The sequence below is a fragment of the Angustibacter speluncae genome (assembly GCF_054777815.1).
Genome location: NZ_BAAHAF010000085.1, coordinates 1 through 22,579, shown reverse-complemented (window position 1 = coordinate 22,579; position 22,579 = coordinate 1). Strand labels below are relative to the sequence as shown.

At 74.6% G+C, this 22,579-nt stretch carries 17 protein-coding genes; 6 read left to right on the top strand and 11 right to left on the bottom strand.

Features of this window, described 5'->3' with window-relative positions; genetic code table 11:
- Together ACYVKY_RS10205 and ACYVKY_RS10200 are read right to left on the bottom strand one after the other, a co-directional pair.
- On the bottom strand, positions 1–697 hold a 697-nt coding region (locus ACYVKY_RS10205; RefSeq protein ID WP_460434867.1), incomplete at its 3' end, for a DUF6049 family protein.
- Positions 694–1,155 (bottom strand): NUDIX hydrolase, encoded by a 462-nt coding sequence (locus tag ACYVKY_RS10200; RefSeq protein ID WP_460434866.1) that lies wholly within the window; start codon positions 1,153–1,155, stop codon positions 694–696. The genes ACYVKY_RS10205 and ACYVKY_RS10200, both read right to left, overlap by 4 nt.
- 57 nt (positions 1,156–1,212) lie before the next feature.
- Here ACYVKY_RS10200 and ACYVKY_RS10195 point away from each other — a divergent pair, with 57 nt between their 5' ends.
- Entirely contained in the window at positions 1,213–2,757 is a 1,545-nt protein-coding gene (locus ACYVKY_RS10195) for a CCA tRNA nucleotidyltransferase (protein WP_460434865.1), read from the top strand.
- Positions 2,758–3,007: 250 nt separating this feature from the next.
- Positions 3,008–6,595 (top strand): family 16 glycoside hydrolase, encoded by a 3,588-nt coding sequence (locus ACYVKY_RS10190; protein WP_460434864.1) that lies wholly within the window; start codon positions 3,008–3,010, stop codon positions 6,593–6,595.
- Between the two features lie 43 nt (positions 6,596–6,638).
- Here ACYVKY_RS10190 and ACYVKY_RS10185 read toward each other — a convergent pair whose 3' ends face one another.
- The 6 genes from ACYVKY_RS10185 to ACYVKY_RS10160 form a co-directional block, all read right to left on the bottom strand.
- Entirely contained in the window at positions 6,639–9,686 is a 3,048-nt protein-coding gene (locus ACYVKY_RS10185) for an Ig-like domain-containing protein (RefSeq protein ID WP_460434863.1), read from the bottom strand.
- Positions 9,687–9,750: 64 nt separating this feature from the next.
- The gene (locus tag ACYVKY_RS10180) at positions 9,751–11,037 is read right to left on the bottom strand and encodes an MFS transporter (protein WP_460434862.1); all 1,287 of its coding nucleotides are present in this window, start codon (positions 11,035–11,037) and stop codon (positions 9,751–9,753) included.
- Between the two features lie 114 nt (positions 11,038–11,151).
- Positions 11,152–12,417 (bottom strand): sugar ABC transporter permease, encoded by a 1,266-nt coding sequence (locus ACYVKY_RS10175; protein WP_460434861.1) that lies wholly within the window; start codon positions 12,415–12,417, stop codon positions 11,152–11,154.
- On the bottom strand, positions 12,414–13,229 hold the full coding sequence (locus ACYVKY_RS10170; RefSeq protein WP_460434860.1) for a sugar ABC transporter ATP-binding protein: 816 nt from the start codon (positions 13,227–13,229) through the stop codon (positions 12,414–12,416). The genes ACYVKY_RS10175 and ACYVKY_RS10170 overlap by 4 nt, the downstream gene beginning before the upstream one ends.
- 157 nt (positions 13,230–13,386) lie before the next feature.
- Positions 13,387–14,487 carry an ABC transporter substrate-binding protein gene (locus tag ACYVKY_RS10165; RefSeq protein ID WP_460434859.1) on the bottom strand — a complete coding sequence of 367 codons (1,101 nt, stop codon included), beginning with the start codon at positions 14,485–14,487 and terminating at the stop codon, positions 13,387–13,389.
- Between the two features lie 92 nt (positions 14,488–14,579).
- Positions 14,580–15,776: an ROK family transcriptional regulator gene (locus ACYVKY_RS10160; RefSeq protein ID WP_460434858.1), complete on the bottom strand. Its 1,197-nt coding sequence runs from the start codon at positions 15,774–15,776 to the stop codon at positions 14,580–14,582.
- A gap of 61 nt (positions 15,777–15,837) precedes the next feature.
- Here ACYVKY_RS10160 and ACYVKY_RS10155 point away from each other — a divergent pair, with 61 nt between their 5' ends.
- Complete coding sequence (locus tag ACYVKY_RS10155) at positions 15,838–18,249, top strand: glycoside hydrolase family 31 protein (protein WP_460434857.1); 2,412 nt, start codon at positions 15,838–15,840, stop codon at positions 18,247–18,249.
- A complete protein-coding gene (locus ACYVKY_RS10150; protein ID WP_460434856.1) occupies positions 18,246–18,707 on the top strand; it encodes a hypothetical protein in 462 nt (153 codons plus the stop codon). Before ACYVKY_RS10155 ends, ACYVKY_RS10150 begins: the two co-directional genes overlap by 4 nt.
- An 88-nt stretch (positions 18,708–18,795) precedes the next feature.
- On the opposite strand, the gene ACYVKY_RS10145 is transcribed toward ACYVKY_RS10150, so the two are convergent.
- The gene (locus tag ACYVKY_RS10145) at positions 18,796–19,875 is read right to left on the bottom strand and encodes an inositol-3-phosphate synthase (protein WP_460434855.1); all 1,080 of its coding nucleotides are present in this window, start codon (positions 19,873–19,875) and stop codon (positions 18,796–18,798) included.
- Positions 19,876–19,949: 74 nt separating this feature from the next.
- Positions 19,950–20,531, bottom strand: a complete 582-nt coding sequence (locus ACYVKY_RS10140; RefSeq protein WP_460434854.1) for a PadR family transcriptional regulator — start codon at positions 20,529–20,531, stop codon at positions 19,950–19,952.
- Between the two features lie 94 nt (positions 20,532–20,625).
- On the opposite strand from ACYVKY_RS10140, the gene ACYVKY_RS10135 reads away from it, so the two are divergent.
- Together ACYVKY_RS10135 and ACYVKY_RS10130 are read left to right on the top strand one after the other, a co-directional pair.
- A complete protein-coding gene (locus tag ACYVKY_RS10135; RefSeq protein WP_460434853.1) occupies positions 20,626–21,477 on the top strand; it encodes an aminoglycoside phosphotransferase/kinase family protein in 852 nt (283 codons plus the stop codon).
- Between the two features lie 72 nt (positions 21,478–21,549).
- Positions 21,550–21,846 carry a TFIIB-type zinc ribbon-containing protein gene (locus ACYVKY_RS10130; protein ID WP_460434852.1) on the top strand — a complete coding sequence of 99 codons (297 nt, stop codon included), beginning with the start codon at positions 21,550–21,552 and terminating at the stop codon, positions 21,844–21,846.
- Positions 21,847–21,915: 69 nt separating this feature from the next.
- On the opposite strand, the gene ACYVKY_RS10125 is transcribed toward ACYVKY_RS10130, so the two are convergent.
- The gene (locus ACYVKY_RS10125; protein WP_460434868.1) at positions 21,916–22,470 is read right to left on the bottom strand and encodes a TerD family protein; all 555 of its coding nucleotides are present in this window, start codon (positions 22,468–22,470) and stop codon (positions 21,916–21,918) included.
- Between the last annotated feature and the right edge of the window lie 109 nt (positions 22,471–22,579).

The window sequence follows — 22,579 nt, the reverse complement described above, 5'->3', positions numbered from 1 at the left end:
GCAGCAGCGCGCCCGGGCGGTCGGCGGCGGCGAGCTCGTAGTCGAGCCGCCCACCCGCGCGCACGAGCCGCGCGAGCTCGCCGAGCGCGGGGGCACCGGTCGCGGGGTCGGGGGCGGGGCCGGTGACGGGCACGACGACGGTGACGGCGAGCGGCTCGCCGGGCAGCTCGCCCTCGACCGGGTACCAGACGACGTGCGAGCGCAGCACGGCCAGCCGGTCGGCCTGCGGCGAGCGCAGCACCACGCTCAGCCCGCGCGGGCCCCACAGCCGCGACGACGGCGAGAGCCCGGTGGCGCCGGCCGCGACGTCGAGCCGCACCGGCAGCGCGGTGCCCGCGGCCAGGCCGTCCGGCAGCGGCACCCGGGCGAGCAGGCTGCCGACGGCGCCGTCGTCGGGCTGGTCGGTCCAGGCCGCGACCGCCGAGCGGGTCGAGAGCAGGCTGCGCTGCACCCGCACCTCGACCGACGACCCCGGCGGGACCGCGGCGTCGCCGTCGCGCACCTCGGCGGTCACCGCGAGCGGCGTGCCGGGCGACAGCACCGCGGGGGAGACGCCGGTGAGCTCGAGCGTCGGCGCCTCGTCGGCGCGGGCGGTGGCGAGCGGCGTCGCGGACCCGGTGCCCGCGACAGGCAGCAGCAGCGGCGCGAGCAGGGCGGCGAGCGCGAGCAGCCCGGTGAGCGCGCGGGGTGCGCTCACGCGGTGTCCGCGAGCAGCTCCCCGGCCGCCCGCGCGATCCGGCGCTCGTTGCCGAAGGTGAGCCGCTGCGGCAGCTCCTCGAGCGGCACCCACGCGGCGTCGACCGCCTCGGCGTCGGGGTCGCCCTCGACCGAGAGCTCGCCGCCGGTCGCCTCGAGCAGGTAGTGGTGCACCGTCTTGTGGATGCGTGCGCCCGGCACGGTGAACCAGTACTCGACCGCACCGAGCGGCCGCAGCACGCGCCCGGTGATGCCGGTCTCCTCGGCCACCTCCCGCTCGGCGGCCTGCTCGAGGGTCTCGCCGGGGTTCGGGTGGCCCTTCGGCAGGCACCACTCCAGGCGCCCCGCCCGGTTGTAGCGGGCGATCACGGCCACCAGGGCGCGCCCGCGCACGACGTCGACCACGACCCCGCCCGCCGAGGTCTCCTCGACGGCGTGGGTGGGGACGGAGCGGGGCACCCCGTCACTGTACGGGTGGGGCCGTCGCGGACCGGTGGCCGCGGACGGGGTGTCCGGGTGGAGTCTGGCACCCTCGACGTCGTGCCCGGCCCCACCCCCGTCCCTCCCGCTGGCGCGCGTCCGGCACCGGACCGCCAGGCGCTCGCCGCCGCCCAGCGGCAGGCGGCGTCCACGCTGCTGGAGTTCGCACCCGTCCTCGACGAGGTCGCGCGCCGGTTCACCGCGGCCGGGCACGAGATCGCGCTCGTGGGCGGACCGGTGCGCGACGCCCTGCTCGGCCGGCTGCACCGCGACCCGGGCACCGGCGAGGTCGACCTCGACCTCGCCACCGACGCGCGCCCCGACGCCGTCGTGGGGCTCGTGCGGGGCTGGGCCGACACGCACTGGGAGATCGGGCGCGACTTCGGCACGATCGGCGCCCGCAAGGGCGGCTCCACCCTGGAGATCACGACGTACCGCACGGACGAGTACGACCCGTCCTCGCGCAAGCCGCAGGTGGCGTTCGGCGACACGCTCGAGGGCGACCTGTCGCGGCGCGACCTCACCGTCAACGCGATGGCGGTGCGACTGCCCGACCTCACCTTCGTCGACCCGTTCGGGGGGCTGGACGACCTGGCGCTGCGGCTGCTGCGCACGCCCGTCGTCCCCGAGCAGTCCTTCGGCGACGACCCGTTGCGGATGCTGCGGGTGGCGCGGTTCGCGTCCCAGCTCGGGTTCGGGGTCGACCCGGCCACGCTCGCGGCGATGTCCGCGATGGCCGGCCGGCTCGAGATTGTCTCGCGCGAGCGGGTCTTCGCCGAGCTGGTCAAGCTGCTGCTCGGCGCCCACCCGCGCGAGGGGCTCGAGCTGCTGGTCTCGACCGGGCTGGCCGACCAGGTGCTGCCCGAGCTGCCCGCGCTGCGGCTGACGATCGACGAGCACCACCGGCACAAGGACGTCTACGAGCACTCGCTGACGGTGCTCGACCAGGCGATCGCGCTCGAGACGGGCCCGGACGGCCCGGTGCCGGGCCCCGACCTGGTGCTGCGCCTGGCCGCGCTGCTGCACGACATCGGCAAGCCGGCGACGCGCCGGTTCGAGGAGGGCGGCGGCGTCTCGTTCCACCACCACGAGGTGGTCGGCGCCAAGCTGGTGAAGAAGCGGCTGCGCGAGCTGACCGCCGACGGCGCCACCACCAAGGACGTCGCGCGGCTCGTCGAGCTGCACCTGCGGTTCCACGGCTACGGCGGCGGCGAGTGGACCGACTCGGCGGTGCGCCGCTACGTCACCGACGCCGGCCCGCTGCTCGAGCGGCTGCACCGGCTGACCCGCGCCGACTGCACCACCCGCAACAGGCGCAAGGCCGCCCGGCTGGCCGCCACCTACGACGACCTCGAGCGGCGCATCGCCCGGCTGCAGGAGCAGGAGGAGCTGGACGCGATCCGGCCCGACCTCGACGGCCAGCAGGTGATGGCGCTGCTCGGGATCCGGCCCGGCCCGGTGGTGGGCCGCGCGTACAGGCACCTGCTCGAGCTGCGGATGGAGCACGGTCCGCTCGGGACCGAGCGCGCCGAGGCCGAGCTGCGCGCCTGGTGGGCGGACCAGCCCGAGTCCTCGGCCTGACCCACCCTCTCCCCGACGGCTCTCCCGGTCGCGGTCCGATTCCCCACTTCGGTGTCGGAAGTGACACCGAAGTGGTGCTGCGACACGTGTGACACGCCAGCTCGGCTCGTCCAGTGCCTCCGCGCGCGACATTCCCACGTTGGAAAGTTTTGGACTTCTTCACGCAGAAGTCTTGTTCCGGACGTCAGAACCCCCCTACATTCCGGACCGAACCCGGCGAAGACGCCAGGCCGACCCCGAGGGGGACACCGTGGGACAGACCCGACCGCGCCGCGCCGGACGAGGGCTGCTGGCCCTGACCGGCCTGGCCCTGGCGAGCAGCACGCTGTCCGCCCTGCCGGCGGCCGCCGCCCCCGGCGACCCGCTGCCGCCGCAGGAGCCCGGCGTCACGCTGCGCACCTACCAGCTCGGCGAGCAGCTCGAGCAGCTCTGCGTCCTCAAGGAGGGCCAGACCCCGAACGTCGACAAGCGGATCGACACGATCGACCTGACGACCGCCGCCGACTTCGGCGCCGAGGACGCGTTCGTCTCGCACGCGCTGGCGAACCTCACCGTGCCGGCGGACGGCGAGTACGCCTTCCGGCTCACCAGCGACGACGGCTCGCGGCTGTCGGTCGACGGCGCCGTGGTGGTCGACCACGACGGCCTGCACGGCGAGGAGCCGAAGGACGGCACGGTGACGCTCACCGCCGGCGTCCACGACCTGGTCGTCGAGTTCTTCGAGGCCGGGTACGGCCAGCGGCTGCTGCTGGAGTGGCAGCCGCCGGGCGCCACCGGCTTCGAGGTGGTCCCGTCGACCGTGCTGAGCACCGAGGCCGACGTCGTGCGCGTCACCGCCCCCGGGACGAAGTACTGCGAGGGCGCCACCGACACCGCGGGCGACGGCCTGCGGCTCGACTCGGTGTTCCCCGGCTACGACCTGGTCGACCTGCGGCCCGAGGGCTTCGAGCCGATGGTGTCGGCGCTGACCTTCCGCGGCGACGACCTCGTCGTCGTCACCTCCGGCGCGGTGAGCCCGGCCGGTCCGCCCGAGAACCCCACTCCTGGTGAGGTGTTCGTGCTCGAGGGCGCGACCACCGCCGACGGGCCGGAGGACGTCACCTGGACCAAGGTGGCCACCGACCTGCTGAACCCGATGGGCGTCGACGTCGTCGACGGCAACCTGTGGGTGTCCGAGCGCGACGGTCTCACCGAGCTGCTGCCGGACGCCGACGGCGACGGCCTGCTCGAGCACCGCCGGCACGCCGACTGGCCGTACGGCGGCAACTTCCACGAGTTCGCCTTCGGCCTGCTGCACGACGACGAGAGCTTCTACGTCAGCCTGTCGGTCGCCATCGACAACGGCGGCGCCACCACCGACCCGCAGCCGGCGCCAGACCGCGGCACCACGATCAGGATCGACCGCGGGACGGGCGAGATCGAGTACGTGGCAGGTGGTCTGCGCACGCCGAACGGGATGGGCTGGGGTCCCGAGGGCGAGCTGCTGGTGATGGACAACCAGGGTGCGTGGCTGCCGTCGTCCAAGCTGGTGCGCATCGAGCAGGACCGGTTCTTCAACCACTACCAGAACCCGGCCGGCCCGTTCGAGGACCAGCCGGTCACGCCGCCGGTGCTGTGGCTGCCGCAGAACGAGATCGCCAACTCGCCGAGCAACCCGGTGCTGCTGCCCGACGGCCCGTTCGCCGGCCAGGTCGTGTTCGGCGACGTCACCTACGGCGGTCTGCAGCGCGGCTTCCTCGAGGAGGTCGACGGCGTCCAGCAGGGCGCGGCCTTCCGGCACACCGCCGGGCTCGAGGCCGGCGTGAACCGCACGCTGCTCGGCCCGGACGGCTCGCTCTACGTCGGCGGCATCGGCGAGGGCGGCAACTGGGGCGAGGCCGGCAAGCTGAAGTACGGCCTGCAGAAGCTCGTTCCCAACGGGGAGAGCGTGTTCGACATCGAGTCGGTGCGCGTCACCGAGACCGGGTTCGACCTCACCTACACCGAGCCGCTGTCGGACGAGACCGCCGCCCGCGTCGCCGAGGCCTACCAGGTGCAGCAGTGGCGCTACGTGCCCACCGCCGCGTACGGCGGACCGAAGGTGGGCGAGGAGGTGCTCGCGGTCACCGGCGCCTCGCTGTCCGAGGACGGCCGCACGGTCGCGCTCGCGGTCGACGGGTTGCGGCCGGGACGCGTGGCGCACCTGCGCTCGCCGCGCTCGTTCACCTCCCAGGACGGCGAGGAGCTCTGGAGCACCGAGGCCTGGTACACGCTCAACGCCGTCCCGGGCTACCAGGCCCCGGCCGACCTCGGCTGGTACGAGGCGGAGGAGGCCGGACTGCGCGGCAGCGCCGGCATCGACACCGAGCACAACGGGTACTCCGGCGACGGGTTCGTCGACGGCATCCAGAGCGTCGGCACGGCGGTCACCTTCACCGCGACCGTCGACGCGGCCGGCTCGTACCCCGTGCACCTGCGGTACGCCAACGGCCCCAACCCGTTCGAGGGCACCAAGACCGTGTCGGTGCTGGTGAACGGCACCGAGGTCGACCCGTGGGAGCTGCCGAGCACGGGCACCTGGAAGGAGTGGGCGTTCGCGAACCGCGAGCTCGACCTGCGGGCCGGCGCCAACACGATCACGGTCCTCTACGGCGAGGGCGACGACGGCAACGTCAACCTCGACCTGCTGCGGGTCGGTGAGCTCACCGACATCTGCGCCCCGGTCGGCGAGGAGGGTTGGACGCCGCTGTTCGACGGCACCCTGGCCAGCTTCGAGGACTGGAACATGGCCGGCCCGGGGTCGTTCGGCCGGCAGGCCGACTGCTCGCTGAAGGGCAGCGGCGGCATGGGGCTGCTGTGGCACCCGACCGAGCTCGAGGACTACGCCCTGCACCTGGACTGGAAGCTGGTCAAGGACGACAACGGCGGCGTCTTCGTGGGCTTCCCCGACCCGGGGAACGACCCGTGGGTCGCGGTGAACCAGGGGTACGAGATCCAGATCGACGCCACGGACGAGCCGGACCGCACCACCGGTGCGATCTACACGTTCCAGGGCGCCGACCCCGCGGCGGTCGAGCAGGCCCTGCTCCCGGTGGGCTCGTGGAACGACTACGAGATCCGCGTGCAGGGCGAGCGCATCCAGGTCGTACTGAACGGCGTGCTGGTGAACGACTTCACCAGCACCGACCCGGCGCGCGACCTGCGTGGCCTGATCGGCGTGCAGAACCACGGCAACGGCGAGTCGGTCTACTACCGCGACATCCGGGTCAAGGCGCTCGAGGACGAGGTCGTCGTCCCGGCGGCCCCGACCGACGTCACCGCGGTCGGCACCGACACCGCGGCCAGGGTGTCCTGGGCGGCCGTCGAGGGCGCCACGGGGTACACCGTGACGGCCTCGCCCGGCGGCCGCACCTGCACCACGACAGGCGAGACCACCTGCCGCGTCGGCCGTCTCGCGGTCGGCCAGTCGCACACCTTCACCGTGGTGGCGACGAACGAGGCGGGCACGTCCGCGCCGTCGGCGCCGTCCGCGCCGGTGACGCCGTCGGCCGTGCCGGCCACGGCGGGCAGCACCTCGCTCGCCGTGTCGGCGCAGGCGCGGTGCGCGGCGAACGGCAAGGTGGTGCTCGTCGTGCAGGCCCGCAACAAGGAGGCCGTGAAGGCGGACGTGCGCATCACCACGCCGCTCGGCGAGGTGAAGGTGACCGGCCTGGAGCCGGGTGCCACCCACACCACGCGGCAGACCGCCGCCGGCACCTCGCTCGCAGCGGGTGAGGTCTCGGTCGCCGGGTACACCTGGCGCGACGGCGCGGGCCACCACACCGTCTACCGCGCAGCGCATCTCGGCGCGACCTGCTGAGCAGCGTCCGCCCGGACGGCACGCGGCCGTCCGGGCGGGCGGGTCAGCCGGCGGTGGTGAGGCGCAGCACCGAGGGGTCCAGCCCGTCGAGCGGGATCCACAGGTCGGCGTGGTCGACCTGCAGCCGCAGCCGCAGCACCCAGCCGGCGGGCACGGTCTGGTGCGAGCTCCCCACCGCGAGGGTGCGGGTCTCGTAGCCGAGGCCGGGGCTCCACCGCTCGACGTGGACGTCCTGGACGCCGGCGAGCCGGACGCAGCCCGTCAGGTCGGCCCGGCAGGCGTCGAGCCGCACGGTGTAGTCGACGTGGTCGCCGCCGAGGTCGAGCTCGTCGGTGCGGCTGGTCAGGTCGAGGGCCACCGGACCGTCGAGCTGCAGACCGCCGGCGGGGACGGTGTAGCGCCACTCCCGCACCCGCTCGGGGTGCTTGTCCTCCTCGTCCTTCTTGAGGTTGCCCTCCTCGAGGGTCACCCCCGGCTTCAGGTCGAGGTCCCAGTCGCCCGGCAGGCCGGGCGAGGTCGGTGACAGCAGGCCCGGCACGCCGGTGGGGCTGCCGTGCAGGTAGAGCAGGCGACCGGTGGCGGGCGCGGCGGTCACGGTGACGGACACCGTCCCCGTCGAGGTGAGGGTGCCGTCGGACACGGTGTACGTGAAGACCCGCACGCCCGGGCTGCCCGGGGTCCAAGTGAAGGAGCCGTCGACGGCGACGTCGAGGTCGGGCGAGTCGTCGCCGACGACGGTGAGCGGGTCGCCGTCCTCGTCGCCGTCGTTGTCGAGCACCGAACCGGTGAGCGTCTGCCCCGCCACCACGGTGAACGCGTCGTCGACCGCGCGCGGGGCGTCCGCGACCGGCCGCACGTCGACGGTCACCGTGGCGGTCGCGGCCCGGCCGGACGGGTCGGTCACGGTGTAGGTGAGGACGTCGGCGCCGTGGCGGTCGGCGTCCGGCTCGTAGTCGAGCAGGCCGGCGGCGGTGAGCGTCGCGGTCCCGTGCGCCGGGGCGGAGGCGAGCGCCGCGGTCAGGGGGTCGCCGTCGGCGTCGGCGTCGTTCACCAGCAGGTCGAGCCGGACCGCCGTGTCCTCGTCGGTGGTCGCGGCGTCGTCCCCGGCCAGCGGGGCGTCGTCGACCGGGGTGACGGAGATCGTGGTCGTCGCCGTGGCGCTCGCGCCGTCGGGGTCACGGACCTCGTAGGTGACGACGTCGGTGCCGGACCAGTCGGCCGCCGGGGTGTAGCGCAGCGTGCCGCCGGTGACCGAGGCGGTGCCGTGCTGCGGTCCGGCCGTGACGGCGGCTGCGAGGGTGTCGCCGTCCACGTCGCCGGCGGACGCGAGCAGGTCGACGTCGACGGCGGTGTCCTCGGCGGTCGTGGCCGCCGCACCGCCCGCCACGGGTGCGTCGTTCACGGGGGCGACCGTGAGCGTCACCGTGGCGGTGCCGCTCGCGCCCGCGGGGTCGCGGGCCTCGTAGGTGAGGACGTCGGTGCCGGACCAGTCGGCCGCCGGGACGTACCGGAGCACGCTGCCGGCGACCGACGCGGTGCCGTGCTGCGGGCCCGCCACTACCAGGGCGACCAGGTCGTCGCCGTCCGCGTCGCCGTCGTTGGCGAGCAGGTCGACGTCGACGGCGGCGTCCTCGGCGGTCCCGGCGGCGTCGTCGGCCGCGACGGGCGCCCGGTTCGGTCGGGGCTGGGGCTGGGGCTCGGGCTCGGGCCGGGGCTGCGGGCCGGGCTGGGGCTGCGGTGCCGGAGCGGCACCGGTCGGGACCGCGGTCGGCACCGCGGTCGTCGGCGCGGGCACCGGCCGCACGGGCGCGGGCGCGGTGCTCGACGGCGTCGACGTGGGCAGCGCCGTGGGCGTGGCCACCGGTGCGGTCGTCGGGGTCGCGGGGTCGGTCGGACGCGCGGTCTCGGGGGCGGTGGGGCGCTCGTCCTGCGCCTCCTGCCGCTGCTCGGGGGCGGCGACGGGCTCCGACGCGACGGCCGGCCCGGGGCCGAGCCCGAGGCCGAGCAGCGCGGCGCCCGCGGTGGCCGCACCGGCCGCGACACCGGCCACCTTGCCGAGGAGCGGACCCACGTACGGGCCGAGGTTCGCGACCGGCTGCAGCACCGGCACCTGCGCCACCCAGGCGAGCGGGCCGGCGGCCCAGCGCAGGCGTCCCAGCGAGATGCTGAGGAAGGCGCGCACGACGACGGGGTCGAACTGCGATCCCGCGCAGCGGGCGAGCTCCTCGCGGGCGGCGGTCGCCGACATCGCCTTCTTGTACGGGCGTGCGGCCGTCATCACCTCGTAGGAGTCGGCCACCGACACGATGCGCGCGCCGAGGCTGATCTCGGCGCCCGCGAGCCCGTGCGGGTAGCCCAGGCCGTCGAAGCGCTCGTGGTGCTGCTCGATCGCAGGCCACCACGGGCCGAGCCACTCCTGCAGCGGCGAGCAGATGGTCGCGCCGGCCGCGGGGTGGCTGCGCAGCCGCTCCCACTCGTCCTCGTCCGGCTTCCCGGGCTTGTTCAGCACCTCGGTCGGCACCCGCAGCTTGCCGATGTCGTGCACGAGCGCCGCCCAGACCAGCTTGTCGCGGTCCTCCGCCCGCAGCTTCATCTCGTCCGCGAGCATGCTGACGAACAGCTGGGTGCGCTCGGAGTGGCCGCGGGTGCGGCTGTCGTAGTCGCCGAGCATCCCGACCAGGGCGAGGATCGTCTCGGCGGCCTGCTGGCGGTCGCCGTGCACGCCCGCCTTGCGCGCCCGCTCGAGCTCGGACGCCAGGGCGCCGGTGCCGGCCACCCGCCGGGCGAGCTTGTAGCGCGACGGCGCGCGGTCGGGGAAGAGCATCGACAGCTTCAGCAGCGTGGCGATCGGCAGCAGCCGCCGGGTCAGCCGCTCGACCAGCACCGCGGCGACGGTCGAGGCGCCGAGCACCGCCGTCCACTGCAGCAGGACGCCGCGCAGCGTGTGGGCCGGCGGCAGCAGCGAACCGACCAGCGCGCCGACCCCCACCGCGACCAGCACCGGGATGACGACGGCGGCCACGCGCAGCGCGGCCGCGCGCACGGGGTGCGGTACCCAGCGCGCGCCGTCTCCGGGGGCGGACGTGGGCACGGGTGCAGATCGTCAGGCGCCGCAGCGTGCTTGAGCGCTTCCGCGCCGGGTACGCCCGGACGGGTCACGCCGGACGGCGTCCGTACACCCAGGCGGTCGCCGCGAGCAGCACCGCCACCGCGGCCGGCACCCACGGCGCGTCGCCCGACGAGGGGACGCCGAGCACCGCGACCAGCGCCGCCAGGAGGAACGCGGCGTTGAAGACGGTGTCGTAGAAGGTGAACACCCGGCCGCGGAAGGCGTCGTCGACGCTGGTCTGCACGACGGTGTCGACGCCGATCTTCACCGCCTGCGCGGCCAGCCCCAGGACGAACGCGCCGACCACCAGGGTGGTCCCGGTGAGCACCAGCGCGAGGCCGAGCTCGACCGCCGCCGCAGCCAGCAGGTTGCCCACCACCCACGCCCGCAACCCGGTGCGGCGGGCCACGACCGGCGTCAGCACCGCGGCGGCCCCCGCACCGACCCCGGCCGCGGTGAACGCGGCCGCCACCAGCGCGAGGCCGGCGTCGACGTCGGCGGGGTCGGTCAGGGTGTTGCGGGCGAGCAGCACCGTGGTGAGGGTGAACAGCCCGAACCCCGTGCGGAGCGAGGCGATCACGGCGAGCGCGTCGAACGCGGCCCGGCGCTCGCGGACGTGCCGCGCCCCGGCCACCAGCCCACGGGCCGTCGACGCGAGCTGCTGCCGCACCGGGCCCGGGCCCGGCCCGTCGTCGGGTCCGAGCCGGTCGCGGCCCAGGCCGAGCACCACGGCGGCCGACACCAGGTAGAGGCCGGCCGCCGCCGCGAGCACCACGGCGTCCGACCGGTCGCCCGCCCCGAGCGCCGAGCGCAGACCGAAGCCGGCGACCCCGCCGAGCAGCGCGGCGACCGTCCCGGCGGTGGGGGTGACCGCGTTCGCGACGACCAGGTCGTCGGCGCGCACCACGTGCGGCAGCCCCGCCGACAGGCCGGCCAGGAAGAACCGGTTCACGCTGAGGCAGACCAGCACCAGGACGTAGAGCGCGGGCGCCACGCCCGAGGTGACGACGAGGGCCGAGACGCCGAGCACGACGACCGCGCGGAACAGGTTGGCCGCCAGCAGCACCTGCCGGCGGCGCCACCGGTCGAGCAGCACCCCGGCGAACGGCCCGACGACCGTGTACGGCACGAGCGCCGCCGTGAACGCCCACGCGACGGCCGAGGTCGTCGTCGCCCGCTCGGGGGAGAAGAACACCAGCGAGGCGAGGCCGACCTGGAACATCCCGTCCCCGGCCTGCGACGCCAGCCGCGTGCCGAGCAGCCGGCGGTACCCGGCCGACGTGAGCACCCCCCGCAGCGCCGGCCAGGTGGCGCGCTGCGCGGGGCTGGTCACGTCCGCGAGGGTAGGCCGGGACGGCGAGGGCCGGAGGGTCCCGGGGTGCGACCCCGGGACGTCCTCCGGCCCGTCCGCGAGCGGGTGCCCGCCCGCTCGAGCCGCGCCCCGCCGTCAGGCGCGCCCGTGGGACGCGCGGCTGCGGCGGCTGAGCGAGTCGACGATGACGGCGAGCAGCAGCACGCCGCCGGTGATCATGTAGCGCGCGGGGGTGCCGAGGTTGATCAGCGCCAGGCCGTTGGAGATCGACTGGATCACCAGGATGCCGAGCAGCGCCGAGTACGCCGACCCCCGTCCGCCGAACAGGCTGGTGCCGCCGATCACCGCGGCCGCGATGGCGTTCAGGTTGGTGTCGCCGCCGCCGCTGCTCTGGTTCGCCGCCGCGAGCCGGCTGGCCGCGAGCAGGCCGCCGAGCGCCGCCAGGGTCGAGCAGGCGACGAAGACCGACACGTACACCTGGCGCACCTTGATGCCGGCCCGGCGGGCGGCCTCGACGTTGCCGCCGATGGCGGTGACCGAGCGACCCCAGCTCGTGCGCCGCAGCAGCAGGTCGACCACCACGACGAGGGCGAGGAACAGCAGGAACATGACCGACACGCCGCGGTCCTGGTTCAGCACCGCGACCGGGACGGCGAGCACGACGAGCAGCGCCACGGCGCGCACCGCCAGCAGCACCACCGGGGTGCTCGACAGGCCCGCCCGCGCGCGCCGCGCGCTGCCGGCGAGCCGGCTCCCGACGTAGGCGGCCACGACGACGACCACGAGCGCGTACGCCAGCGCGGACGGCAGGAACGTCTGCTGCGCGAACCGCACCATCGTCGAGGTGAAGGGGATGTTGATCGAGCCCTCGGCCCCGAGCACCCGCAGCTGCAGGCCGAGCACGGCGAGCAGGCCGGCCAGGGTGATGACGAAGCTCGGGACGCCGAACTGGGTGAACAGCAACCCGTAGACCAGGCCGATCAGGGCGCCCGCACCGAGCGCGGCCAGGATCGCCACCGGCAGCGGCCAGCCGTTCGACACCGCCCCCACCGCGAGGATCGCCGCCGACAGCCCGCTGACCGACCCGATCGACAGGTCGATCTCGCCGAGCATGAGCACCAGGACGATGCCCAGCGCGATCGTGCCGGTGGCGGCGCACTGCAGGGTGAGGTTGACCAGGTTGCGGCTCGACAGGAACGCGTCGTTCTGGGCGTAGAACACGCCCCAGATCACGATCAGGCCGATGATCACCGGCAGCGGGCCGAGGTCGCCGCCGCGCAGCCGGGTGAGGAACGCGCGGACGAACCCGCCGATGCCCTGGGACGAGATGAGCCGCTCGTCCTGCAGGTCGGCCGGCAGCGCCGCCGCGGTCTCGGCGGGGGCCTTGCTGAGGTCGGTCATCGCTGCTCCTGCCCGGGGGCCTGCTTGTCGAGCGAGCGCGCGGCCCGCTCGGTGACGGCGTTGGACGTGGCGCCGGTGATGGCCGAGATCACCTGCTCGGCGCTGGTCTCGGCGACCCGGAACGTGCCGTTGTTGCGGCCCAGCCGCAGCACGGTCACGCGGTCGGCGACGGCCATGACGTCGGACATGTTGTGGCTGATGAGGATCACGGCCAGGCCGTTCTCGCGCAGCCGCTCGACGAGGTTCAGCACCTCGGCGGTCTGCGCGACACCCAGTGCGGCCGTGGGCTCGTCGAGCATGACGACCTTCGGCTCGCCGAGCAGCGACCGGGCGATGGCCACGGTCTGCCGCTGGCCGCCGGACAGGCTCGCGACCGGGATGCGCACCGAGGGGATCTTGGCGCTGAGCTGGCGCAGCAGCCGCCACGACTCCTGCTCCATCACCACCTCGTCGAGGGCGACGCCGCGGTGGGACTCCCTGCCCAGGAACAGGTTCGCGACGACGTCGAGGTTGTCGCACAGCGCAAGGTCCTGGAACACGGTCGCGATGCCGAGCCGCTGGGCCTCACCCGGGCTGGTGACCGAGACCTGCCGGCCGGCGAACACCATCCGGCCGGAGTCGGGGGTGTAGACGCCGGCGATGGTCTTCACCAGCGTCGACTTGCCGGCCCCGTTGTCCCCGACGAGGGCGACGACCTCGCCCGCGTGGACGTCGAAGTCGATGTCCTTGAGCGCCTGCACCGCGCCGAAGGCCTTGGACACCCCCGACAGGGAGAGCACGGCGGTCTGGGCCGGTGCGTGGGTGGCGGTCATGCGTGCGGTCCCTCCTGGGAGGCGGTGGTGCTCGGGGGTGCTCGGGGTGCTGCGGTGGTGGTGCGGTCGCACGGGCCGGTCGACGGGCCGGGGCCGGTGCCCCGACCCGTCGACCGGGTCCGTGGTGGTGCTCAGGTCGCGCGTCCGGTGCCCGGGGTCAGCCGATGCCGGCGGCGGCGCAGGCGTCGGCGAAGTCGGCGGTGCAGATGTCGGCCGCGTCGTAGATGCCGGCGTCGATCAGGACCTCGCCCACGTTGTCGGCGGTCACCGCGACCGGGTCGAGGATGGTGGACGCGATGCCGTCGGTGTCACCGGTCGACTCCGGCTCCTCGCCGCGGGCCAGCGCGATCGCGGCCTTGGCGGCCGCCTCGGCCTGCGGGGCGTACGGCTTGAAGATCGTCATCGCCTGGTCGCCGGCGAGGATGCGCTGGATCGCGGCGATCTCGGAGTCCTGGCCGGTCACCGGCGGGAGCGGGTCGACGCCGCCGCCCTTGAGCGCGGCGATGGCGCCGCCGGCGGTGCCGTCGTTGGCGGCGTAGACGCCGACCAGCGAGCCCTGGACGGCCGAGATCTGGCCCTCCATCCAGTCCTGCGCCTCGTCCGGGCTCCAGTCCGGGGTGTCGAACTCGGCCGCGATCGTGTAGCCGCTGTCGTCGAGCACGCTGTGCGCGCCCTCCTTGAAGCTGGCGGCGTTCGGGTCGGTGGGCGAGCCGTTGATCATCACGACGTCGCCGCTGGTGGTGCCCGCCTCGGTCAGCAGGTCGACCAGCGTCTGCGCCTGGATCTCGCCGACCGTCTGGTTGTCGAACGAGACGTAGTAGTCGGCGCCCTCGACGAACCGGTCGTAGGCCACGACGGGCACGCCGCTGCTCTTCGCGCTGGCCGCGATGCCGGCGGCGGCCTCGCCGTCGACCGGGTCGAGCACCAGGACGTTCGCGCCCTGGGTGAGCGCGGCCTCGGCCTGCTGCTGCTGCTTGCTCGCGTCCTGGTCGGCGTTGCTGTAGAGCACCTCGCAGTCGGGGCAGTCGGCCTCGACGGCCGCCTCGAACAGCGGGCGGTCGAAGGTCTCGTACCGCGTGGTCTTCGACTCCGGTAGCAGCAGCGCGATCTTCAGCGCCTCGCCGCCCTCACCGCCGCCACCGTCGGTGGTGCCGCCACCGGCGTCGTCGCCGCCGCAGCCGGTCAGGGCCAGGCCGAGACCGACCGCGAGCGCGGCGCCTGCGACCCGGGTGAGGGTGGAACGGGGGGAACGGGGCATCTCTGAGCTCCCTCGATCAGACGCCGTCATCCACGGTGGTGCGGCCAGGCGGCAGTCAACTCCGAGACGACCGTTGAGGTCAAGAGTTGAATTCAACGCGTTGACGCAAGACCCGCCGCGACCGCCTCGTGCAGCGGCGAGCGCAGGTCGGCGGCGACCAGGCCGCCGACCACGTCGGCGTCGGTGCCGAGCGCGGCGACCTCCACCCGCACCGACGCGGCGGCGCTGGGGATCGCGCAGCGCTCGAGCGCGGTCTGCAGCGGCACGGTGATGATCGGACCCACCTCGGCGAGCTCGCCGCCGAGCACGACGACCGAGGGGTTCACCAGGTTGACGACGCCGGCGAGGGCGACGCCGAGGTGGCGCCCGGCGTCCTCGAGCACCCGGCGGCAGCCGGGGTCGCCGTCGAGGGCGTGCGCGACCAGGTCGCGCAGGGTGAGCCGCTCGTGGGTGGGGCGCAGCGCGTCGAGCAGCGCGTGCGAGCCGACGTAGGTCTCGAGGCACCCGCGGTTGCCGCAGCGGCACAGCGGCCCGTTCTCGTCGATGGTCACGTGGCCGATCTCGCCGGCGGTGCCGGTGCTGCCCCGGAACAGGTCGCCGCCGAGGATGAGCCCGGCACCGACGCCGTACGACAGCTTGACGTAGACGCCGTTCTCGACCCCTTGCAGCGCACCGGATCTCAGCTCGCCCAGCGCGGCGAGGTTGGCGCCGTTCTCGACCACGACGGGTACCTGCACGACGTCCTCGACGGCCTCGCCGACGGCGACGCCGCGCCACCCCGGGAGGATGTCCTGCGACCCCACGTGACCCGACACCAGGTCGACCGGGGCGGGTACGCCCACGCACACGGCCCGCAGGTCGGTCATCGACTTGCCCGACTCCTCGACCACCGCGAGCAGCAGCCGGGCGGCGCGCTCGAGGCCCTCGTCGGCGCGGTGGTCGGCGGGCAGCGGCATCCGCCGGCGTCCCATCACCTCCAGCGGCGAGCCGCCGATGCCGACCCGCACGTCGCGGTCGCCGAACACCATCGCGGCCACCAGGCTGTGACCGGTGGCCAGCGAGACCTGCACCGCGCGCCGGCCGTTGCGCACGCTCGGCGAGAGCTCGACGACGCCGGTCGCGTCGAGGTCCTTGACCACGTTCGAGACGGTGGCGGGACTGAGGCCGGTCAGGCCCGCGACCTCGACCTGGGTCAGGGCGCCCTGCTCGCGCAGCACGTCGAGCACGCGCTGGCGGTTGGCCTCGCGCAGGGACGCCTGGCTGCCCGGCGCCACCTGCCCTGAGTTCACGCCGCAAACATAAGGGTGGGCAGCAAGGCCGCGGTACCCCCGCGCCTGCCAGGCTGGCCGGGTGCCACCCACCACCCCACCCACGGGGGTCGTCCCGGGCGCCCTCGACCCCACCCCCCACCCGGTCGCCGACCCCGCCGCCGTGCTCACCGGCCCGGGCTACCGCGTCACCGTGCTCACCGACGGCCTGCTCCGGCTCGAGCACTCCGCGGACGAGGTGTTCGAGGACCGGGCGTCGACGTTCGCGGTGCACCGCCGGCTCCCCGTGCCGGACTTCACCGTCGACGACTCCGGCACCCACCTGCAGGTCTCGACGTCGCGGCTGCGGCTGACCTACGACAAGGGGCCGTTCAGCGCGGCCGGCCTGCAGGTCGAGGTGCTCGGCGGCATCACGACCTACCACTCGGTCTGGCGGTACGGCGACCCGCCGAGCGACCTCGGCGGCACGGCCCGGACCCTCGACGGCGTCGACGGCGCCCTGCCGCTCGGCCCGGGCGTGGTCTCGCGGCGCGGCTTCGCCGTCCTCGACGACTCGGCCTCGTTCGTGCGCGACGCCGACGGCGAGCCGGTGCCGCGCGCGGGCGGGGGCGACGACCTGTACGTGTTCGCCTACGGGCTCGACCACGCCGAGGCGGTGCGGGCGCTGTACGCCGTGTCGGGACCGCAGCCGCTGCTGCCCCGGTGGGCGCTGGGCAGCTGGTGGAGCCGGTACCACCGGTACACCGCCGAGTCGTACGCCGCGCTGCTCGACCGGTTCGAGGCCGAGGGCCTGCCGTTCTCGGTCGCGGTCGTCGACATGGACTGGCACGTCACGGACGTCGACCCCGAGCTCGGCTCGGGCTGGACCGGCTACACCTGGGACCGCGAGCTGTTCCCCGATCCCGAGGCGTTCCTCGCCGACCTGCACCGCCGGGGTCTGCGCGTCACGCTCAACGTGCACCCGGCCGACGGGATCCGGCGGCACGAGGACGCCTACGAGCGGGTGTGCCGCGCGCTCGGTCGCGACCCGTCCCTCGGCGAGCCGGTGCCGTTCGACCTCACCGACCCCGCGTTCGCCCGCGCCTACCTCGAGCAGGTGCACCACCCGCTCGAGGACGAGGGGGTCGACTTCTGGTGGCTCGACTGGCAGTCCGGGCCGTACTCGCGGCTGCCCGGGGTCGACCCGCTGTGGCTGCTGAACCACCTGCACTTCCACGACAACGCGCGCGGCGGACGGCGTCCGCTCACGTTCTCGCGGTACGCCGGCCCGGGCTCGCACCGCTACCCGGTCGGGTTCTCCGGCGACGCCGTGATCTCGTGGGACTCGCTGGCGTTCCAGCCGCGGTTCACCGCGACGGCCGCGAACATCGGCTACGGCTGGTGGAGCCACGACGTGGGCGGCCACATGTTCGGGTACCGCGACGACGAGCTCACCACGCGCTGGGTGCAGCTCGGCACCTTCTCGCCGATCCTGCGGCTGCACTCGGGCTCGAACCCGTTCCTGCACAAGGAGCCCTGGGAGTTCCCGCCGGCCGAGCGGGAGGTGCAGACGGCGTTCCTGCGGCTGCGGCACCGGCTGGTGCCGTACCTGTACGCGATGAACCACCGGGCCGCGGACGAGGGCGTCCCGCTGGTCGTGCCGCTGTACCACCGCTGGCCCGGCGAGCCCGACGCCTACGAGCACCCCGACCAGGTCGTGTTCGGCGACCGGCTGCTGGTGGCGCCGGTGGTCACGCCCGCCGACCGCGTCTCGCGGCTCGCGGCGGTGCCGGTCTGGCTCCCCGAGGGCACCTGGGTCGACCTGCTGACCGACCGCGTCTACGACGGCGGCCGCCGGCTGACGATGCACCGCGACCTGACCACGCTGCCGGTGCTCGCGCAGGCCGGCACGGTGCTCGCGCTCGACGCCGACGAGGTGCCGGCGAACGACCCCGTGCCGCCCGAGCGGCTCGAGCTCGTCGTCGTCCCCGGTGCCGACGGCGAGGCCGTGCTCGTCGACGACGACGGTGCGGCCGTCCCCGTGGTCACCCGCACCCGGGCCGGCTGGGACGACGCGTCCGCCACGCTGCGGGTGCACCGTCCCGACGGGCCGCTCGACGTCCTGCCGTCCGCGCGGACGTGGACCGTGACCGTCGTCGGCGACGTCGCCGGCGCGCCGTCCGCCCAGGTCGACGGGGTCTCCGCCGAGGTCGAGGTGCGGGTGCACGGGCACCGCACCTCGGTGACGGTCGGGCCGGTACAGGCCGGCGCCGAGCTCTCCGTCCGGTTCGGGCCCGGCGCGCGGCTGCACACCGACGACGTGCCCGCGCTCGCGTTCGCGGTGCTCGACCGCGCGCACTGCGGTTTCGAGGCCAAGAAGGCGGCGCACGAGGTCGTGGTGGGTGGCGCCCCGCTGCACGTGCGGCTCGCGCACCTGCAGGCGCTCGACCTGCCGGCGCCGGTGCTCGCCGCGGTCACCGAGGTGCTGCTGGCCCGTGGGGACGGCCCACCGTGAGGAGCGGGCCGGTCGAGATCGACGGCGTCGCAGGGCAGGTCGTGGTCGAGACCCGGATGCTGGGCCGTCCTGCCGTGCTGGTCGACGGCGTGCCAGCTCCCCGGTTGCGCGGCGCGTGGTTCCGGCTGCCGACCGACGACGGCCAGGGGGTGCCGGTGCTGGTGCGCGGCGGCGCGGGGATGTCGCCGCACCCGCGGCTCGTGCTCGCCGACGAGGTCCACGCGACCGGCCCCGCCCCGCCGCTCTGGTTGCAGGTCCTGGCGGTCGCCCCGGTCCCGGTGTCGTTCCTCGGCGGCGGGCCCGGGCTGCTCCTGGGCCTGGTCGGGCTGGTCCTCACCTGGTGGGTGCTGCGCCGGCCGTGGCCCGTGCGGACGCAGGCGCTCGCCGTCGCCGCCGTGGTCCTGGTCACCGTCCTGGTGTCCCTCGCGCTCGGACGGGCCGTCCACGGCTGGTGGTGACGGGGTCCGAGTGGATCGACGCCCGGACGCACGACGGCCCGGACCCCACAGGGGGACCGGGCCGTCGGATCGACGCTGGGAGAGCGGGTCAGCGCTCGACCTCGCCGCGGATGAACTGCTCGACCTTCTCCTTGGCGAGCGAGTCCTCGTACTGCTCCGGCGGCGACTTCATGAAGTACGACGACGCCGACAGGATCGGGCCGCCGATGCCGCGGTCCATCGCGATCTTGGCGCAGCGCACGGCGTCGATGATGACGCCGGCCGAGTTCGGGGAGTCCCAGACCTCGAGCTTGTACTCCAGGTTCAGCGGGACGTCGCCGAACGCACGGCCCTCGAGCCGGACGTAGGCCCACTTGCGGTCGTCGAGCCACTGCACGTAGTCGGACGGGCCGATGTGCACGTTGCGCTTGCCCATGTCGTGCTGGACGTTCGAGGTCACGGCCTGGGTCTTGGAGATCTTCTTCGACTCGAGGCGGTCGCGCTCGAGCATGTTCTTGAAGTCCATGTTGCCGCCGACGTTCAGCTGGTACGTGCGGTCGAGGATCACGCCGCGGTCCTCGAACAGCCTGGCCATCACGCGGTGGGTGATGGTGGCGCCGACCTGCGACTTGATGTCGTCGCCGACGATCGGCACACCGGCCGCGGTGAACTTGTCGGCCCACTCCTTGGTACCCGCGATGAACACGGGCAGGGCGTTGACGAAGCCGACACCGGCGTCGATCGCGCACTGCGCGTAGAACTTCGCGGCCTCCTCCGAGCCCACGGGCAGGTAGCAGACCAGGACGTCGGCCTTGCTCTCCTTGAGCGCGGCGACGACGTCGACCGGGTCGGCGTCGGACTGCTCGATGGTCTCGAGGTAGTACTTGCCGAGGCCGTCGAGGGTGTGGCCGCGCTGCACGGTGACGCCGAGCGGCGGCACGTCGCAGATCTTGATCGTGTTGTTCTCGCTCGCGCCGATGGCCTCGGACAGGTCGAAGCCGACCTTCTTGGCGTCGACGTCGAACGCGGCCACGAACTCGATGTCGCGCACGTGGTACTCGCCGAACTGCACGTGCATGAGGCCGGGGACGAAGCCGGACGGGTCGGCGTCGGCGTAGTAGTGGACGCCCTGGACGAGCGAGGCGGCGCAGTTGCCGACTCCGACGATGGCGACGCGGACGGATCCCATCCGATTTCTCCTTGGTTCAGTGAGGGGTCGAGCTCTGTCGTGGGTGGTGCGGGTGGGTCAGGGGGCGGCGGGACTCAGTCCGTGGGTGGCGAACCGCCGCGGCGTTCGTTGTCGATCAGGCCGTCGAGCCAGCGCACCTCGCGCTCGACCGACTCGAGCCCGTGCCGCTGCAGCTCGAGGGTGTAGTCGTCCCAGCGCTCGCGGGAGCGGGTGAAGGAGCGGCGCAGGTTGTCGAGCCGCTCGCTCATCCGGGTGCGGCGCCCCTCGAGGATGCGCAGCCGGGTCGCCGCGTCGAGCTGGGCGAAGAACGCGAACCGGACGTCGAAGTCGCCGTCCTCCCACGACGCCGGACCGCTCTCGGCCAGCGCCGCCTGGAAGTGCTCCTTGCCCTCGGCGGTCAGCTCGTAGACCACGCGCCCGCGCTTGCCGGACAGCGGCGGCGGGGACGCGGCGGGACGCTCGGCCGCGGCGTGCTGCTCGACGATCCAGCCGCGCTCGACCAGCGAGCGCAGCGCCGGGTAGAGGCTGCCGTAGGACAGGGCGCGGAACATGCCGAGCGTGGCGGCCAGCCGCTTGCGCAGCTCGTAGCCGTGCAGCGGGCTGTCGTGGAGCAGGCCGAGGACGGCCAGGCCGAGCACGTCGCCGCGGCGTGCCATGCTTGCCCTCCGTCCGTCGAGGCATCGGGTGGATGCACCGGGTCGCTGCATCGAGGCGTTGTATCGACTCGATATAGCGACAGTAGGCACCTGGGTGCGTCCCGGGCAAGTCGGCGCGCGCTGCGTCCGTCCGCGAGGAGGCGTCCTGGAGCACGAGGCCGACGCCCCCGTGGTGCTCGACCGGCACGGCCTGGTCGTCCGCACAGGTGCGACCGTCACCAAGCAGCACCCGGGCACCGAGCCCGCGCTGCTCGCCGACCGGCTCGCCGTCGCCGCGCGGGTGCCCGCGCTGCTCACCCCGCTCGGGCCGCCCGACGGGCGCGCGTCGTCCTGGCCCGCCGCGCGGGCGCCCGTCCCGGACGCCGAGGGCGTGCCGTGGACGGAGCTCGGGACGCTGCTCGCCGACCTGCACCGCGCCGACCCCGGGCCGCTGCCCCCGACCACCGGCCCCGCCCGGGTGGCGCGAGCCCTGCGCCGTGCGGTCGAGGTCGGCGCCGTGCCGCGGTCGGACGTCGCCACCGTGCTCGGTGCCTCCTGCACCGCGCCGGACTGGGCGGTGGGGGAGGCGCCCGTCCCGGCGGGCGGGCTCGTGCACGGCGACCTGCATTTGGGCCAGCTCGTCGAGCACGGGGGGCGGTGGTGCCTGGTCGACGTCGACGACCTCGGCACCGGTCCTGCGGTGTGGGACCTCGCCCGCCCCGCGTCCTGGTTCGCGGCCGGCCTGGTCGACGCCGACGCCTGGGCCGCGCTCGTCGACGCCTACCGGGCCGCGGACGGGCCGGCGCTCCCACCGACCGGCGACCCGTGGCCGGTCGTCGACCCGGTGGCCCGCGCCCTGGTCGTGCAGCAGGCGGCCGTCGGGCTGGTGGCCTGCGCCAAGCAGCAGCGGCCGCCCACCGAGCCGGAGGCCGCCCACCTGGCCGCCTGCCGCGCGATGGTCCGCTGACACGGGGGACGCGGGTCTATGCTCGCGCCGACCGGTCCAGGGCGGACGGGTCGCACGGACGGAGGGGGCAGGATGAACCAGGGCTACAAGTGCCCGAAGTGCCCGGGCTTCATGCAGACGTACAGCCGCGCCGGGGTCCACATCGAGCAGTGCGGCCAGTGCCGCGGCATCTTCCTCGACTACGGCGAGCTGGAGCAGATCGGCCGCGCCGAGCAGCAGTACGCGCCGCCGCCGCCCCCGCCGCCGGCGCAGGGCTACACGCCGCAGCCGGCGTACCAGCAGCCTGCGTACGGGCAGCCCGCCTACGGGCAGCCGGCGTACGGCCACCACCGGCAGAAGAGCTTCATGCACGCGCTCTTCTCGACCTGAGCCGCGCACGACACGCACGCACGAGGGGCCGGTCCCGCACGGGACCGGCCCCTCGTCGCGTCCCGCCCGTCAGGGGTTGAGGCCGAATCCCCGCAGCACGGCCGCGAAGCCGTCGGAGTAGCCCTGGCCGACGGCCCGGAACTTCCAGCCGTCGCCCTTGCGGTACAGCTCCCCGAAGACCAGCGCCGTCTCGCCGCCCCGGTCGGCCAGGTCGTAGCGCGCGAGCTCGCGGCCGTCGCCCTGGTCGAGCACCCGGATGCTGGTCGGCCCGACGTGGCTGAAGTTCTGCCCCTTGGCCTGGCCGTCGTGGATCGACACCACGAACGCGATCTGGTCGACCTGCGGGGCCACCGCACCGAGGTCGACGTCGATCTGCTCGTCGACGCCCTGGCCGGCGCCGCTGCTGTCGCCGCGGTGGCGCACCGCGCCGTCCGGGCTGGCCAGGTTGTTGTAGAAGACGACGTGCTGCTCGGACAGGCCGCGGCCGTCGGGGCCGAGCAGCACCGCGGACGCGTCGATGTCGACCGGGCCGCCGATGCCGGACACGTCCCAGCTGAGCGCGACCGAGACCGCCCGCAGGCCCGGGACGGTGCCGCTGAGATCGGCGTTCTGGCCCTTGGACAGGTTGAGCCCGCCGCCGGCCGCGGCGACCGGAGCCGCTGCGGGTGCCGGCGGGGGTGCCTGCGGGGCGGGCGGGGGCGTCGGCGGCGCCGGCGGCGCCTGGTGCTGCTGC

Excerpts from the sequence above, each read along its gene's own strand:
- ACYVKY_RS10175 (WP_460434861.1), bottom strand. The coding sequence starts at position 12,417 with ATGACCGACCTCAGCAAGGCCCCCGCCGAGACCGCGGCGGCGCTGCCG.
- ACYVKY_RS10170 (WP_460434860.1), bottom strand. The coding sequence starts at position 13,229 with ATGACCGCCACCCACGCACCGGCCCAGACCGCCGTGCTCTCCCTGTCG.
- ACYVKY_RS10165 (WP_460434859.1), bottom strand. The coding sequence starts at position 14,487 with ATGCCCCGTTCCCCCCGTTCCACCCTCACCCGGGTCGCAGGCGCCGCG.
- ACYVKY_RS10145 (WP_460434855.1), bottom strand. The coding sequence starts at position 19,875 with ATGGGATCCGTCCGCGTCGCCATCGTCGGAGTCGGCAACTGCGCCGCC.
- ACYVKY_RS10140 (WP_460434854.1), bottom strand. The coding sequence starts at position 20,531 with ATGGCACGCCGCGGCGACGTGCTCGGCCTGGCCGTCCTCGGCCTGCTC.
- ACYVKY_RS10130 (WP_460434852.1), top strand. The coding sequence starts at position 21,550 with ATGAACCAGGGCTACAAGTGCCCGAAGTGCCCGGGCTTCATGCAGACG.